Origin of the sequence: uncultured Tateyamaria sp., from assembly GCF_947488715.1 — a bacterium.
In the GTDB taxonomy this organism is placed as follows: domain Bacteria; phylum Pseudomonadota; class Alphaproteobacteria; order Rhodobacterales; family Rhodobacteraceae; genus Tateyamaria.
In genome coordinates this window covers 535,947-548,241 of the sequence record NZ_CANLAG010000001.1, presented here as the reverse complement: position 1 = coordinate 548,241, position 12,295 = coordinate 535,947, and the positions used below count along the sequence as shown (strand labels likewise).

The window sequence follows — 12,295 nt, the reverse complement described above, 5'->3', positions numbered from 1 at the left end:
AAGATCATACCGCGTCGTGCACCAGTCTGAAGACTTCTATGGGTTCCCGCATGCCCGTGAGGTTCAGTTCCCCCCGGCTCTCGATGTCAAAGTCATCCTCGACCGCAATACCCGCCCGCGTGCTCAGCAGGATTTCACCATCATCCGCCGCGTCGCACAGACGCGACGCGAGATTGATTGCCGTCCCGGATGCGGTGTAATCGAACCGCCCCTCTGACCCCACAAGGCCTACCGTCGCATAGCCAAGCGAAACGCCCACCCCAAACCCGAGACGGTGGCCCAGACGTTTCCAACCCGCGCACAGCTCGCCCATCCGCGCGCGCATGGCAATGGCCAGTCGCACGGCGTCGCCCGCCGGATCGTCGCAGGGGATCGGATCATTGAACAGGACCATGATACCGTTCCCCATTCGCAGGTCCACGCCAGCCCCGTGCAGGTTGATCAGTTTGCCCATCTCTTCGTGGTAGGTCTGCAGCACCTCGATTGTCTCTTCCGGCTCCGCTGTCTCGCAAAAGGCGGTAAACCCCTGAATGTCGCAAAACAGAACACCCAACAGCGCGCGGTGGCTTTGCAGCATCGTTTCCGATCCAGAGGACACAACCCGATCCGCCACGGCAGGTGGTAAAAACCGCTTGAGCCGCCCCATCCGTTCGATTTCAACGATCTGTTCGTCAACTTTTGCCTCAAGCGAGGCGTTCAATTCCTGAACTTCACGCGTGCGGGCTTGCAACGCCCGAAACTGGCGGACGTTTTCCAGAGCAATGACCGCCTGTGTGGCAAAGGTTTCCACGAGTGCGATTTGCTCATCGCTATACGGTCTGACTTCGTGCCGGAAAATCACGAAACATCCGATCCCCTCACCATCCCGCACAAGCGGCACAAACAGGTTCGTGCGGATACCTTGGACGTCGCACAGTTCCACGACATTGGGAACACCGGCCCGGTATTGATCCGTGTCCATCATATTGTGCAGATGCACGGGGCGTTTTTCGGTGATCGCACGCGCGGCAAAGGACTTGTCCGGGTCCATCGGCACCCTTCCCTCGGCATAATAGTCTTCGGTGCTTTTCAGCGCGCCATGATGCGCGATCATCGCTTGGATTTCGTCCCCCGGCCGGGCCAGTATCAACGCCGCAAACGGGGCATCACACAGCTTGCGCGCATTGCCCAGGATGGCATCAAAGACCGGCGTTTCATCATCGCTCGTGTTGCTGATCGCCTCCAGAATTTCATGCGTGGCCGCGGCACGGTCCAGCCGCGCCTCCATGTCCTTGATGTGTTGCGAGTTCTTGATCGCGATGGCAGCCTGATCCGCAAAGGCTTGGGCCAGTTCCAGGCTCCGGTCGTTGAACGGATGCACACGGGTCCGGTACACGCTAAAAACCCCGATCAAGCGCCCTCCCGCCGTCATCGGAATCGCAGCCAGTGACCGGGCGCGGCCATAGGTGACGGTGGCAAAACGCAGCGGGTTGTCGTCGTACGCGACGTCTTCGGCGCTCACATCTGCGATGCTGACAGGCTTCAGCGTTCTGGCTGCGCGGCCCACGGCGGTGTCAGCCCCCGGATTGAAGGCGCCCTGCGCCGACAGCCAATCCGAAAACGGCACGCTGATGTTGCTGGACCGCATTTCGGTGAACGTGAAATCCCCATGATGCTCCATCAGGATGCCAAATTCCGCTTCGCAGATTTCAAGCGCCTGTTCCAACACCTCGTCGATCACGTCATCGAGGTTGCCGCTGCTCTCATTCACGATCCGCAAAACACGGGTCATCGCACGCTCGCGGCGCATGGCCTCGTCCAGCTCTAGCGCAAGGTCCGCCAACAGGCCGGACGTATCTGACGCCACATCCGAAGGCGCATGAGGATCAGCCAAGGCCTGCGCCAACGCGATTTTCGATGTGACGTTCAGCTTGCCATACACGGTGCGCAGGTGAGACCGCACAGTTGTTGGCGAAATGCCCAGATCACGTGCAATGACCTTGTAACTGGCACCGTCCGCATAAGCGGCAGCCACCTCCGCCTCTCTTTTGGACAGTGGTTCAACACTGGACGCCGCGTCCGACATAATAACCTCGGGCAAATACAGGTGAACCATACCCTACACGCCTCCTGCATCAACTGGTTCATTTGAACGATACCCCGGCCCCATAGCCATCCGTAGCTTGAACACACAGCACGATGGGGGTTGGCCCCGGTGCCAAATCCAAGGAGACGACAGTATGACGATGACAGACACCGCACATGCGTTTTTCGAAGCCTGCGAAACCGGTCAGGGGTGGGACGCATGCGCCGCGCATTGCACCGCAGACGCCAGCTTTTCCTGCCAGTCAGGCGCGCTTGCAGACACACACACGTTGGCGGCCTACGCCGAATGGATGAAAGGCCTGCTGACACCCGTTCCCGATGGCCGCTATGAGTTGAAAGGCTTCGCAACCGACGAAGACCGGGGCGTCGTTCTGGCATTCGCGGTGTTTCACGGCACGCAAACCGGGCCGGGCGGTCCTGTCCCAGCGACGGGTGCCACGGTGGCATCGGACTATGTCTATGCGATGGAATTCGCGGGCGGAAAAATCGCGCATATGACCAAGATCTGGAACGACGGCCACGCACTTGCACAGCTTGGCTGGGCCTGATCAGAGACGAGACGGGCGGACACTCCGCCCTTCTCGCCACCACGATACGCGATCCACACGGTCAAAGCGCACTGGCAGTGTCTCTAGTCTTCAGGCGAACGCGTCGGGCTATCCGCTCAGCGGGGTAAAGCAAACAGTAAGGAAGGCTATGGTGGCGTGGGGGAGACTTGAACTCCCGACCTATCGATTATGAGTCGATCGCTCTAACCAACTGAGCTACCGCGCCATGGAGGCGTGACCTATGACAGGGCCTGAGAATCGTCAAGGCCGAAATCAGTCTTAGCCGTTCCGAACCGTCTCAATCATCAGCGCCACGTTCTCCGGGTCCGCATCTGGGGTGATTCCGTGACCCAGATTGAAGATATGCGGCCCCTTGGAAAACGCCTGAACAATCGCACGCGCCTCATCGATCAAGGGCTGACCGCCCGTGACCATATGCGATGATGCCAGGTTGCCCTGCACGCAGCCACCTGTCTGAACATGTGACGCCCCCCATTCGGGACTGATCGAGTTGTCGAGGGCCACACAGTCAACGCCGGTCGCAGCATGGAACCCGATATACCCATCGCCTGCCTCGCGCGGAAAACCGATGACCGGGATGTGTGGATACCGTGCCTTGATGGCCGCCGTGATCTCGGCACAAGGGGCGACTGCATATTTCTGGAACGCCGCACCCTTGAGCGACCCTGCCCAACTGTCAAAAATCTTGACCACTTCGGCACCCGCCTCGATCTGTGCCGCGAGATATTCGATGGTGGCGGCAGTGATCTGCGCCAACAACGCCTCGAACGCGGCCACATTGCCCTGCATAAAGGCATGCGCAGGCCCCTGATCCGGTGTGCCACGTCCGGCAATCATATATGTCGCGACAGTCCACGGCGCGCCCGCAAATCCAATCAGGGTTGTCTCTTCGGGCAACTCGCGCCGCAAAATCCGCACCGTCTCGTAAATCGGGTTCAGTGTCTCGTGGATCGCATCGACAGGTTTCAGCGCATCCACACCCGCCTGATCCGTGATCGTCGACAAACGCGGCCCTTCACCGGTCACAAACCACAAATCCGCGCCCAGCGCCTGTGGGACCAGCAAAATGTCGGCAAAGAGAATCGCCGCATCAAACCCGTACCGCCGAATGGGCTGCAACGTGACCTCGGCGGCCAGTTCGGGGTTGTAGCACAACGACAGAAAATCGCCCGCCTGCGCGCGCGTCGCGCGATATTCCGGCAGGTAACGCCCCGCCTGACGCATCATCCAGATCGGAGGCGTCGGCAGCGTCTCACCTGCCAATGCCCGCAAAATCGTCTTGCCGGTTCCGCCATCTTTCATCGCGCTTGCCTTTTGTTTTGCCGTTTCCAGTTGTCAGGATAAGTTGACACACCTAAAAGATAAACCCATGACAGTGCGACTTCCTACCCCTTCCGCACCGCTGCGCATCGGCACACGCGGTTCTCCCCTGGCTCTGGCACAGGCTTACGAAACACGCGCGCGCCTCAGCGCGGCGTTTGACGTGCCCCCCGAAGCGTTTGAAATAGTCGTGATCAAGGTGACCGGCGACGACCGTTCCATGATCGCTGCGGACCGACCGCTCAAAGAGATCGGCAACAAGGGGCTGTTCACACGCGAGATCGAAGATGATCTGCTGAACGCCAAGATCGACATCGCCGTACACTCGATGAAGGATATGCCGACTGTCCAGCCCGACGGCCTGATCCTCGACACGTACCTGCCCCGCGAAGATGTGCGTGACGCCTTTGTCTCGCCCAACCTGACCAGCCTGCATGACCTGCCCTCAGGCGCCACGGTCGGCACATCGTCTCTGCGGCGGCGCGCACAGCTATTGCACAAACGCTCCGATCTGAACGTCGTGGAGTTTCGTGGCAACGTGCAGACACGGCTCAAGAAACTGGGCGACGGCGTGGCCGATTGCACGTTTTTGGCCTGCGCCGGGCTGAACCGTCTGGACATGAACGACGTCCCGGCGACACCCGTTGACCCCAACGATATGCTGCCCGCCATTGCCCAAGGTGCCATCGGCATCGAACGCCGCATTGACGACAGCAACACCGCCGACCTGCTGGCCGCAATTCATCACGACGAAACCGGGCAACGACTGGCCGCCGAAAGGCAGTTTCTCTTTACCCTGGACGGCTCTTGCGAGACGCCTCTTGCCGGGCTTGCGACACTCGACGGCACGACACTGACCTTGACAGGCGAGGTGCTGCGCCCAGACGGGTCACAGGCCCTGAGCGGCGCACGCACCGGCCCCGTTACGGACGGACCAGCCATGGGCGTTGACCTGGCACAAGAGTTGCTGCGCACAGCCGGGTCCGGGTTTTTCGACTGGCATTGACCGCATGGCGCCACCAGAGCGCATGCAACGACACCCTTGACCGGCGCGGCATGCTGCGCCCACGATTGGGGCATGCCTGCACCCCGCTCCAACCTCGAAACCCATAGCGTCGATAACCAACCCGGCCCCTTGGGCGACACAAACCTGTTTGCGACTGATCCGATCCTGCGTGATCTGGACCCAGACAGCCTCTCTTCTTACGGATCGGCATTGGGCTTGGCCGACATGCGCGCGGCAGCGCGGGATGCAAATCGCCACAGGCCCGAATTGCACGCCTTCGACGTGGCGGGCCGTCGCCTGGACGAGGTGCATTTTCACCCGGCCTACCACAGGTTTATGAAACTCAGCCAAAGCGCCGGCTACGCAGCACACCCGTGGGACGGCGGCAGTCATCGCGCACACGCCGCCATGGTCTACATGGCCAGCCAGGTTGAACCGGGGCACTGCTGCCCCCTGACCATGACCTACGCCGCTGTGCCAGTGCTGCGCACGGAACCATCCCTCGCCGAAACCTGGGTCCCCAAGCTGACCACACGCGCATACGATCCCCGCGTGCTGCCAGTCTCACAGAAAACCTCCGCCACGCTTGGCATGGCGATGACCGAGAAACAGGGTGGATCGGATGTGCGCGCCAACACAACCACCGCAGAGCCCGAAGGCGATCACTGGCGCCTGCGCGGCCACAAATGGTTCTGCTCCGCGCCAATGTCCGACGGATTCCTGACCCTTGCGCAAACAGACGAGGGGCTCACCTGCTTTCTGGTGGCGCGTTGGATGGACGACGAACGCAATGCCATCCACCTCATGCGCCTCAAGGACAAACTGGGCAACACCTCAAACGCCTCTGCCGAGATCGAATTCCACAACGCACGTGCCTATCAGGTTGGACAACAGGGCAAGGGCATCCGCACCATCATCGACATGGTCCACCACACCCGGCTCGACACCGCAATGGACCCCGCCGGGCTGATGCGCGGCGCATTAAGCCACGCGATGCACTGGGCCACATCCCGGCGCGCATTCCAGAAAACGCTGATCGACCAACCCCTGATGCGCACCGTGCTGGCCGATCTCATCCTCGACTGGCAGGCGGCAACGCGGCTGGGTCTGTTCGTGGCTGGCCTCTTCGATGACCCAAACGCCCACCCCATGGCACGCATCAGCGTCGCACTGGCCAAGTTTCTCAACAACAAGCTCTGCCCGCGCGTCACCTATGAATGCATGGAAGCCATAGGCGGCATGGGCTACGTCGAAGACACCCCAATGCCCCTCTACTACCGAGAGGCCCCGCTCAACAGCATCTGGGAAGGGTCCGGCAACGTGATCTGCCTCGACATCCTGCGCACCCTCGCACAGCAAAAGGACGCAAGGCAGGCCTTGGACAACCACCTGAATGCCGCCAGAGGTGTGGACCGGATGTACGACAAGGCGCTCGACGACCACCGCGCCCGCTGGCCCGATTTGCCAGACGAGGCCAACGCGCGCGCCTTTGCCGAACGCACCGCACTGCTCCTCACCGCTGCCGTGCTTTTGGACAGCGCACCAGAGGCCGTGACCAACGGCTTTCTCACCACTCGCCTGCCGACACCCACGGGCCAGATCGCAGGCACGGCGACCACGATAGACGCCACCGCATTGATCAACAGCTTCTCGCCCTGAAAAGGGTCGGCGGGTGGGCGCCTTTGCGCTTGCGCAAACAGACCAGCCCGTCGGCCTACTCCATGTCAAAAAGATCGCTACTTAGTGCCACTTCGCCAAGGGTGGCAAGGACATCAGAACCGCATTGGCGTCATGCCCGGTTTCAAGACCAAATTTGGTCCCACGATCATAGACCAGATTGTACTCAGCATAGAGCCCGCGATGCACCAACTGCCGATCCTTGTGATCCGCATCCCACGGCTGCACCCGACGTTTCTCGACCAAAGGCACATAGGCAGGCAAAAATGCACGGCCGATATCCTGCGTCAGGGTAAAATCCTTCTCCCAATCACCGGTGCACAGATCGTCCATGAAAATGCCCCCAACCCCACGGGCGCGATTGCGGTGCGGGATATAGAAATACTCATCCGCCCAGGCCTTCAACTTCGGATAGTGATCCGCACCGTGCGGATCCAGATGTGCCTTTTGCGTGGCGTGGAAATGCGCCGTGTCGTCGGCATACTCGATGCACGGGTTCAGGTCCGACCCGCCCCCAAACCACCACGCATGCGGTGTCCAGAACATCCGCGTGTTCATGTGAACCGCCGGACAATGCGGGTTTTGCATATGCGCCACCAATGAAATGCCCGACGCCCAGAACCGCGGGTCGTCCTTCATGCCGGGGATGCCCTTGCGCGCGGCCATGGCCATCTGCGCCCGCTCACCCAGCGTCCCGTATACGGTCGAAATATTCACCCCGACCTTCTCGAACACCCGGCCGCCGCGCATCACGCTCATCAGCCCACCACCTGCGTCCGATCCGTCCTCTGATGTCCGCTTGGTTTCTGTCACTTCGAACGCACCGGGCTCGTCGTCAGACATCGGACCCGCGACATGTGAGGCCTCCAACGCCTCAAAGGCCGCAACGATGTCATCGCGCAATTGCCGGAACCAACCCGCCGCGCGGGCCTTTTGCGTGTCGAACTGTTCTGTCATGCGAAGTGTCCTGTCTGGTTGACAGTTTTCTAGCGCACCCTTGCCCACGTGGCCAAGCGTTAATGCGCTGGGGCCTCGACCGGATCCAACAGGCTGCGCCCGCCATCCACTGTCATCACGTCCCCGGTCACGAACCCCGACCCATCCGACGCCAGGAACTGCACCGCGTCCACCAATTCCGTTGGACTGGCAATCCGGTGCAGCGGTGTATGGTTTTCGATCTCGTCGCGCCAGTCGGGACGGTCCCCGATGGACGACTTGAGCGACGCGGACATCACAGAGCCAAAGGCGACCGCATTGACCCGGATACGGTGCGGCGCCAGCGCCAGCGCCATGGACCGCGTCATCTGCTCCAAACCCGCCGACGCAATCGAATACCCCAACAGCTCTGGCCGTGTCTGGTGTGCGGCAATCGAGCTAAGATTGACGATGGACCCGATGCTCTCATCCGCCGACCGTCCCTCGCCCTGCTTGATCATCCGCCGCGCCACCTGCTGGCTCAACCGCAGCGCCGTCATCACGTTCTGCTCGAACAGGGTGGCAACGGTATCATCCTCCGGATCAAGGGCCTGCGTTTCGGTCACCTGACGGGACGCGTTCACCAGAATGTCGATCTCGTCAAAGGCATCGATGGTTGCGGACACCAAATTGGCAATGGTCAGACGCTGGCGCAGATCACCTGCAAAATAACGGATATTGCCCTCTTCGGCGACATCCCCCAGCTCGTCCGCGAGCCGTTTCTCATCCATATCAGCGCACATCACATTGGCACCGCGATCGGCAAAATGGCGCGCGATGGCCAGGCCGATCCCGTTCGCTGCGCCGGTCACAATGGCCGTCTTGCCGTTGATCGAAAAGGACATCGCCTATCTCCGTATCCGTTTGGGCCGTTCCGCCCGGACCAGTTTGAAACGTGCATCCCCCTCAAGATCAACCACTTTGGCAAAGTGTGTGGCCAAGGCGTCCTCGTAAGGCAGGTGCCGGTTTGCCACCATCCACAGCGCACCATGGGGGCGCAGGATGCGGGCAGCATTGGCGATAAACGCCCGACCCAATGCCGGTTCGGCGTTGCGCGTCGTGTGAAAGGGCGGGTTCATCACCACCGCATCCACAGGATCCGGCGGCGTCCAGGCCGTCGCATCGGCCCAGTGGAACTGCGCCCGGTTGTCGGTGACATTATGGCGCGCGCATTGCAGCGCCATGTCATGCGCTTCGACGAGGTGAACGGCAGCCACATTGCGGGTCAAAACATGCGCGGACAGATATCCCCACCCGGCGCCCAGATCCGCAACTGTACCTACCATCGCCTCAGGCAACGCTTCGGCCAACAGCGCAGAGGCAGGATCAACACCATCCGCAGAGAAAACCCCGGGCGCGGTCCAGAACCCACCCGGATGCAACGCAGGCCCCGCCTGCCAGTCGGAAAAATCAGAACCGCCCTGCGTCCAATAGATCTTGCCATGCGCCTTGGCGATTGGGCCACCGACCTCGACCCGCTTGCGCAAAGCCTTCAACATCGAATCGGCCCCGTCGGTCTTTTGGCCGTCCACGACTATCAACCCATCTGTTCGCTGCATGGCCGAGGCCATCAACGCCTGCGCCTCCGCGCGGGCGCGGGTCAGACACAGCACAGTCGCGGCAAACCGCTGTGAAACGGGCATCTCCGGCGCGACCTGATAGCCCCGCGCGGCAAAGGCGGCACAGACGGTCGCCATCGGCGACACAACCAGCACCCGGTCGCGTGGCAACGCAGACAGGTCCGCCGCCTCAGCCGGATGCAGCACGGCAATGGGACCATCGCCCCCAAGCTCCACCGCTTCGAGCGCCAAAGGCAGACGATCCCCGATCACGTGCCTATTCTTCTTTTTCCATGGTGCATTGCAGCGGATGCTGATGGCGGCGGGCATAATCCATGACCTGCGCCACCTTGGTTTCCGCAATTTCGTGGCTGAACACGCCCACAACGGCGAGACCCTTTTTGTGGACCGTCAGCATGATCTCGAACGCCTGCGCGTGATTGAGACCGAAAAACCGCTCCAGAACATGTACGACGAATTCCATCGGCGTATAGTCATCGTTCAGCAACATGACTTTGTAGAGCGGCGGGCGCTTGGTCTTGGGCTTGGTTTCGGTGATGACCGACGTATCGCTGTCATCATCGGACGGACCGGCCATCATCGTGGCGATCATATGCATGTCTGTACGCATGAACGTCTTCATCAAACCGGGAATCCTGTGGTCGCCTTGGGCTGCTCTATATAACGTGGAACGGCATTTAGAAAAGAGGGCCGTTGGATATGAGTGAAACCATCCTGCCGTCTGGATTTGATCCAGACCGCCTGGCCTGTGTGGCATTCGATGCTGACGACACGCTGTGGCACAACGAACGGTTCTTCAAACTGACGCAGGAACGGTTTGCCGAACTGCTGGCGCCACATGCCGACATCACGACACTCGACACCCGCCTGATGCAGGCCGAGCGGCGCAACCTCGGGCACTACGGCTTCGGCATCAAAGGGTTCGTGCTGTCCATGATCGAGACCGCCCTTGAGGTCACCGACAACACGGTGCCGGGTCCAGTGATTGCTGACCTGATCGCCGCCGGCCAAGAGATGCTGCGCCATCCCATCGACCTGTTGCCCCATGCAACCGAAGCGGTCACTGCCGCCAAGTCACGCGGCCCGGTCCTCTTGGTCACCAAGGGCGACTTGCTGGACCAGGAACGCAAGCTGGCGCAATCGGGTCTGGGGGATCTATTCGACGGGGTGGAAATCGTGTCCGACAAGCGACCAGACGTCTACACCCGCATCTTTGCGGCCCATGGCGGGGTCGCGCGCGGCATGATGATCGGCAACTCGATGAAATCCGATGTGCGTCCGATGATCGACGCGGGCGGGTTTGGCGCCTTTGTCCCCCACGACCTCGCTTGGGATTTCGAAGCCGCCGAAGCCCCCGACGGGCATGACCGGTATCTGGCGCTGCCTGATTTGGGTGCGTTGCCGGATGTCCTGAACACGCGCGGTTAACCGCCGCCACATTCTCGCCACAATCGCCTCTGTGGGGGCGGCGTGATGCGATCCCCCCATATGTTGAGAAACCGATGGGTGAGAAAACGGAATCGTGAGGTTCATCAACACTTTATCGAAAATCGTCCCTGTGTTAGCCTATGGGCAATCAAAAATATGGCCAGTCGAATAATCGGCGGTCAGAGGCAGTCATAGGCAGGTTTACCGTGAAGGTGCGACATCTCCCGTCGGCCCGTGCAGGGCTTTTTCTCATTGCGGCGCTTTGGATGCTGGTCTTTGTGCCCGTGTCCGTTCTTGCCGCGCCATATGCGGCATTTGTGATGGATGCCCGCACCGGCGAGGTGCTGCATTCGCGCAATGCCGACACCCGGCTGCATCCCGCGTCCCTGACCAAGATGATGACGCTCTACGTTGTCTTTCAGGCGGTCGAACGTGGCGAGATCACGCTGGACACCAAGGTCAAGATTTCCGCCAAAGCCGCCTCCGAACCGCCGTCCAAGCTGGGCCTCAAAGCCGGGTCGCGCATCAAGTTGCGCTATCTGATCCGCGCCTCTGCCGTGAAATCCGCCAATGACGCGGCCACCGCCATGGCCGAGGCGATTTCGGGTTCCGAGGCGGCCTTTGCCCGCCGGATGAACCGCACGGCGGCATCGCTGGGCATGACCCGCACCACGTTCAAGAACGCCCACGGCCTGACCGAAAGCGGGCATATGTCCACCGCCCGCGACATGTCGATCATGGGCCGGCACATGATCTATGACTATCCGCAGTACTATAACCTGTTCTCGCGCACCTCGACCCACGCGGGCATCCGCGACGTGGCCAACACCAACCGCCGCCTGCTGGGCGCCTACAAAGGTGCCGACGGGATCAAGACTGGGTACACCCGTGCTGCGGGCTTCAACCTTGTTGCATCTGCCGAACGTGGCAACGAACGCATCATCGCCACGGTGTTTGGCGGCAAATCCACCGTGTCGCGCAACGCCAAAGTGGCCGAACTGCTGGACCTTGGCTTCCGCCGCGCGCCCAGCCGCGCACCACTGCGCAAGCCGCAAAAACCCAACTACGTCCCCGGCGACGAACCCGTTGTGGTGGCCGGCAATCAAAACGCCCCCAAAGGTGCTGGCAAAATCATCCGTTTGAGCGGCGCAGTCAAAACCTCCTACCGCCCGAAAATGCGCCCCGGCACCCAAGCACCGGTGCTGGTCGCAGAGGCCCCCGTCACATCCAGCGTCTTGCCGGATGACATCCAGACGGCGCTGGTCGCGGCCCAAACCACCGAAACCACTGCTGTCGCAGCCGCCGCAGCCGTGTCCAACGCGCTTGTGCCGACAATGCGGCCCGAAGCCCGACCGCAAAACGTGGTGTTGGCCAAGGCCGAACCCGAGGTGGTCACGCGCATCTCCACTTCCGGCGGCCGCCATTGGGGCGTGAATGTCGGGCGCTACACCAGCCGGTACAAGGCCGAAAAGGTGTTGTTGCAAACCGCTCTGACCGAGATGTCCACGCTCGATGGATCGCTGCGCAAGGTGGTACGCAAACCCACAGGCTTTGACGCGAATTTCATGGGCATGACCCGTGACAGCGCCGATCTCGCCTGCCGCCGTTTGCAGGCCCGCAACGTCACCTGCTTTATGATCGGCCCAAAATCCTGA

At 61.1% G+C, this 12,295-nt stretch carries 11 protein-coding genes and 1 tRNA gene; 5 read left to right on the top strand and 7 right to left on the bottom strand.

Translation table 11 applies throughout. From position 1 onward, the window contains the following. Positions 1–4 precede the first annotated feature (4 nt). Positions 5–2,095 (bottom strand): GAF domain-containing protein, encoded by a 2,091-nt coding sequence (locus Q0936_RS02735; RefSeq protein ID WP_299295858.1) that lies wholly within the window; start codon positions 2,093–2,095, stop codon positions 5–7. A 124-nt stretch (positions 2,096–2,219) separates the two neighbouring features. Between Q0936_RS02735 and Q0936_RS02730 the strand changes: the two genes are divergently transcribed. After that, positions 2,220–2,633: a nuclear transport factor 2 family protein gene (locus Q0936_RS02730; RefSeq protein WP_299295856.1), complete on the top strand. Its 414-nt coding sequence runs from the start codon at positions 2,220–2,222 to the stop codon at positions 2,631–2,633. A 149-nt stretch (positions 2,634–2,782) separates the two neighbouring features. Here the strand turns inward: Q0936_RS02730 and Q0936_RS02725 are convergent. Next, positions 2,783–2,859, bottom strand: a tRNA-Met gene (locus Q0936_RS02725). A gap of 53 nt (positions 2,860–2,912) precedes the next feature. After that, positions 2,913–3,956 carry a uroporphyrinogen decarboxylase gene (gene hemE / locus Q0936_RS02720; RefSeq protein ID WP_299295854.1) on the bottom strand — a complete coding sequence of 348 codons (1,044 nt, stop codon included), beginning with the start codon at positions 3,954–3,956 and terminating at the stop codon, positions 2,913–2,915. A gap of 67 nt (positions 3,957–4,023) precedes the next feature. On the opposite strand from hemE, the gene hemC reads away from it, so the two are divergent. Together hemC and Q0936_RS02710 are read left to right on the top strand one after the other, a co-directional pair. Then, positions 4,024–4,980 carry a hydroxymethylbilane synthase gene (gene hemC, locus Q0936_RS02715; RefSeq protein WP_299295851.1) on the top strand — a complete coding sequence of 319 codons (957 nt, stop codon included), beginning with the start codon at positions 4,024–4,026 and terminating at the stop codon, positions 4,978–4,980. Between the two features lie 72 nt (positions 4,981–5,052). Beyond that, positions 5,053–6,639, top strand: coding sequence for an acyl-CoA dehydrogenase family protein (locus Q0936_RS02710; RefSeq protein ID WP_299295849.1), 1,587 nt, complete (start codon positions 5,053–5,055; stop codon positions 6,637–6,639). Between the two features lie 81 nt (positions 6,640–6,720). Here the strand turns inward: Q0936_RS02710 and hemF are convergent, their stop codons facing one another. Genes hemF through clpS form a run of 4 tightly spaced genes read right to left on the bottom strand, consistent with a single transcriptional unit; the run spans position 6,721 to position 9,822 of the window. After that, positions 6,721–7,614, bottom strand: a complete 894-nt coding sequence (gene hemF / locus Q0936_RS02705) for an oxygen-dependent coproporphyrinogen oxidase (protein WP_299295847.1) — start codon at positions 7,612–7,614, stop codon at positions 6,721–6,723. Between the two features lie 59 nt (positions 7,615–7,673). Continuing rightward, complete coding sequence (locus tag Q0936_RS02700; protein ID WP_299295845.1) at positions 7,674–8,477, bottom strand: SDR family oxidoreductase; 804 nt, start codon at positions 8,475–8,477, stop codon at positions 7,674–7,676. A gap of 3 nt (positions 8,478–8,480) precedes the next feature. Continuing rightward, positions 8,481–9,464, bottom strand: coding sequence for a methyltransferase (locus Q0936_RS02695; protein ID WP_299295843.1), 984 nt, complete (start codon positions 9,462–9,464; stop codon positions 8,481–8,483). Between the two features lie 4 nt (positions 9,465–9,468). Next, complete coding sequence (clpS, locus tag Q0936_RS02690; protein ID WP_299138654.1) at positions 9,469–9,822, bottom strand: ATP-dependent Clp protease adapter ClpS; 354 nt, start codon at positions 9,820–9,822, stop codon at positions 9,469–9,471. Between the two features lie 89 nt (positions 9,823–9,911). On the opposite strand from clpS, the gene Q0936_RS02685 reads away from it, so the two are divergent. Further along, positions 9,912–10,640 (top strand): HAD family hydrolase, encoded by a 729-nt coding sequence (locus tag Q0936_RS02685; RefSeq protein WP_299295841.1) that lies wholly within the window; start codon positions 9,912–9,914, stop codon positions 10,638–10,640. A 266-nt stretch (positions 10,641–10,906) separates the two neighbouring features. Continuing rightward, positions 10,907–12,295, top strand: coding sequence for a D-alanyl-D-alanine carboxypeptidase family protein (locus tag Q0936_RS02680; RefSeq protein ID WP_299138658.1), 1,389 nt, complete (start codon positions 10,907–10,909; stop codon positions 12,293–12,295).

What these genes read in the sequence shown, in the direction of transcription:
- Q0936_RS02730 (WP_299295856.1), top strand. Translation starts at nt 2,220, where the DNA reads ATGACGATGACAGACACCGCACATGCGTTTTTCGAAGCCTGCGAAACC.
- Q0936_RS02700 (WP_299295845.1), bottom strand. Translation starts at nt 8,477, where the DNA reads ATGTCCTTTTCGATCAACGGCAAGACGGCCATTGTGACCGGCGCAGCG.
- Q0936_RS02735 (WP_299295858.1), bottom strand. Translation starts at nt 2,095, where the DNA reads ATGGTTCACCTGTATTTGCCCGAGGTTATTATGTCGGACGCGGCGTCC.
- Q0936_RS02685 (WP_299295841.1), top strand. Translation starts at nt 9,912, where the DNA reads ATGAGTGAAACCATCCTGCCGTCTGGATTTGATCCAGACCGCCTGGCC.
- hemE (WP_299295854.1), bottom strand. Translation starts at nt 3,956, where the DNA reads ATGAAAGATGGCGGAACCGGCAAGACGATTTTGCGGGCATTGGCAGGT.
- clpS (WP_299138654.1), bottom strand. Translation starts at nt 9,822, where the DNA reads ATGCGTACAGACATGCATATGATCGCCACGATGATGGCCGGTCCGTCC.
- Q0936_RS02680 (WP_299138658.1), top strand. Translation starts at nt 10,907, where the DNA reads ATGCTGGTCTTTGTGCCCGTGTCCGTTCTTGCCGCGCCATATGCGGCA.
- hemF (WP_299295847.1), bottom strand. Translation starts at nt 7,614, where the DNA reads ATGACAGAACAGTTCGACACGCAAAAGGCCCGCGCGGCGGGTTGGTTC.
- hemC (WP_299295851.1), top strand. Translation starts at nt 4,024, where the DNA reads ATGACAGTGCGACTTCCTACCCCTTCCGCACCGCTGCGCATCGGCACA.
- Q0936_RS02710 (WP_299295849.1), top strand. Translation starts at nt 5,053, where the DNA reads ATGCCTGCACCCCGCTCCAACCTCGAAACCCATAGCGTCGATAACCAA.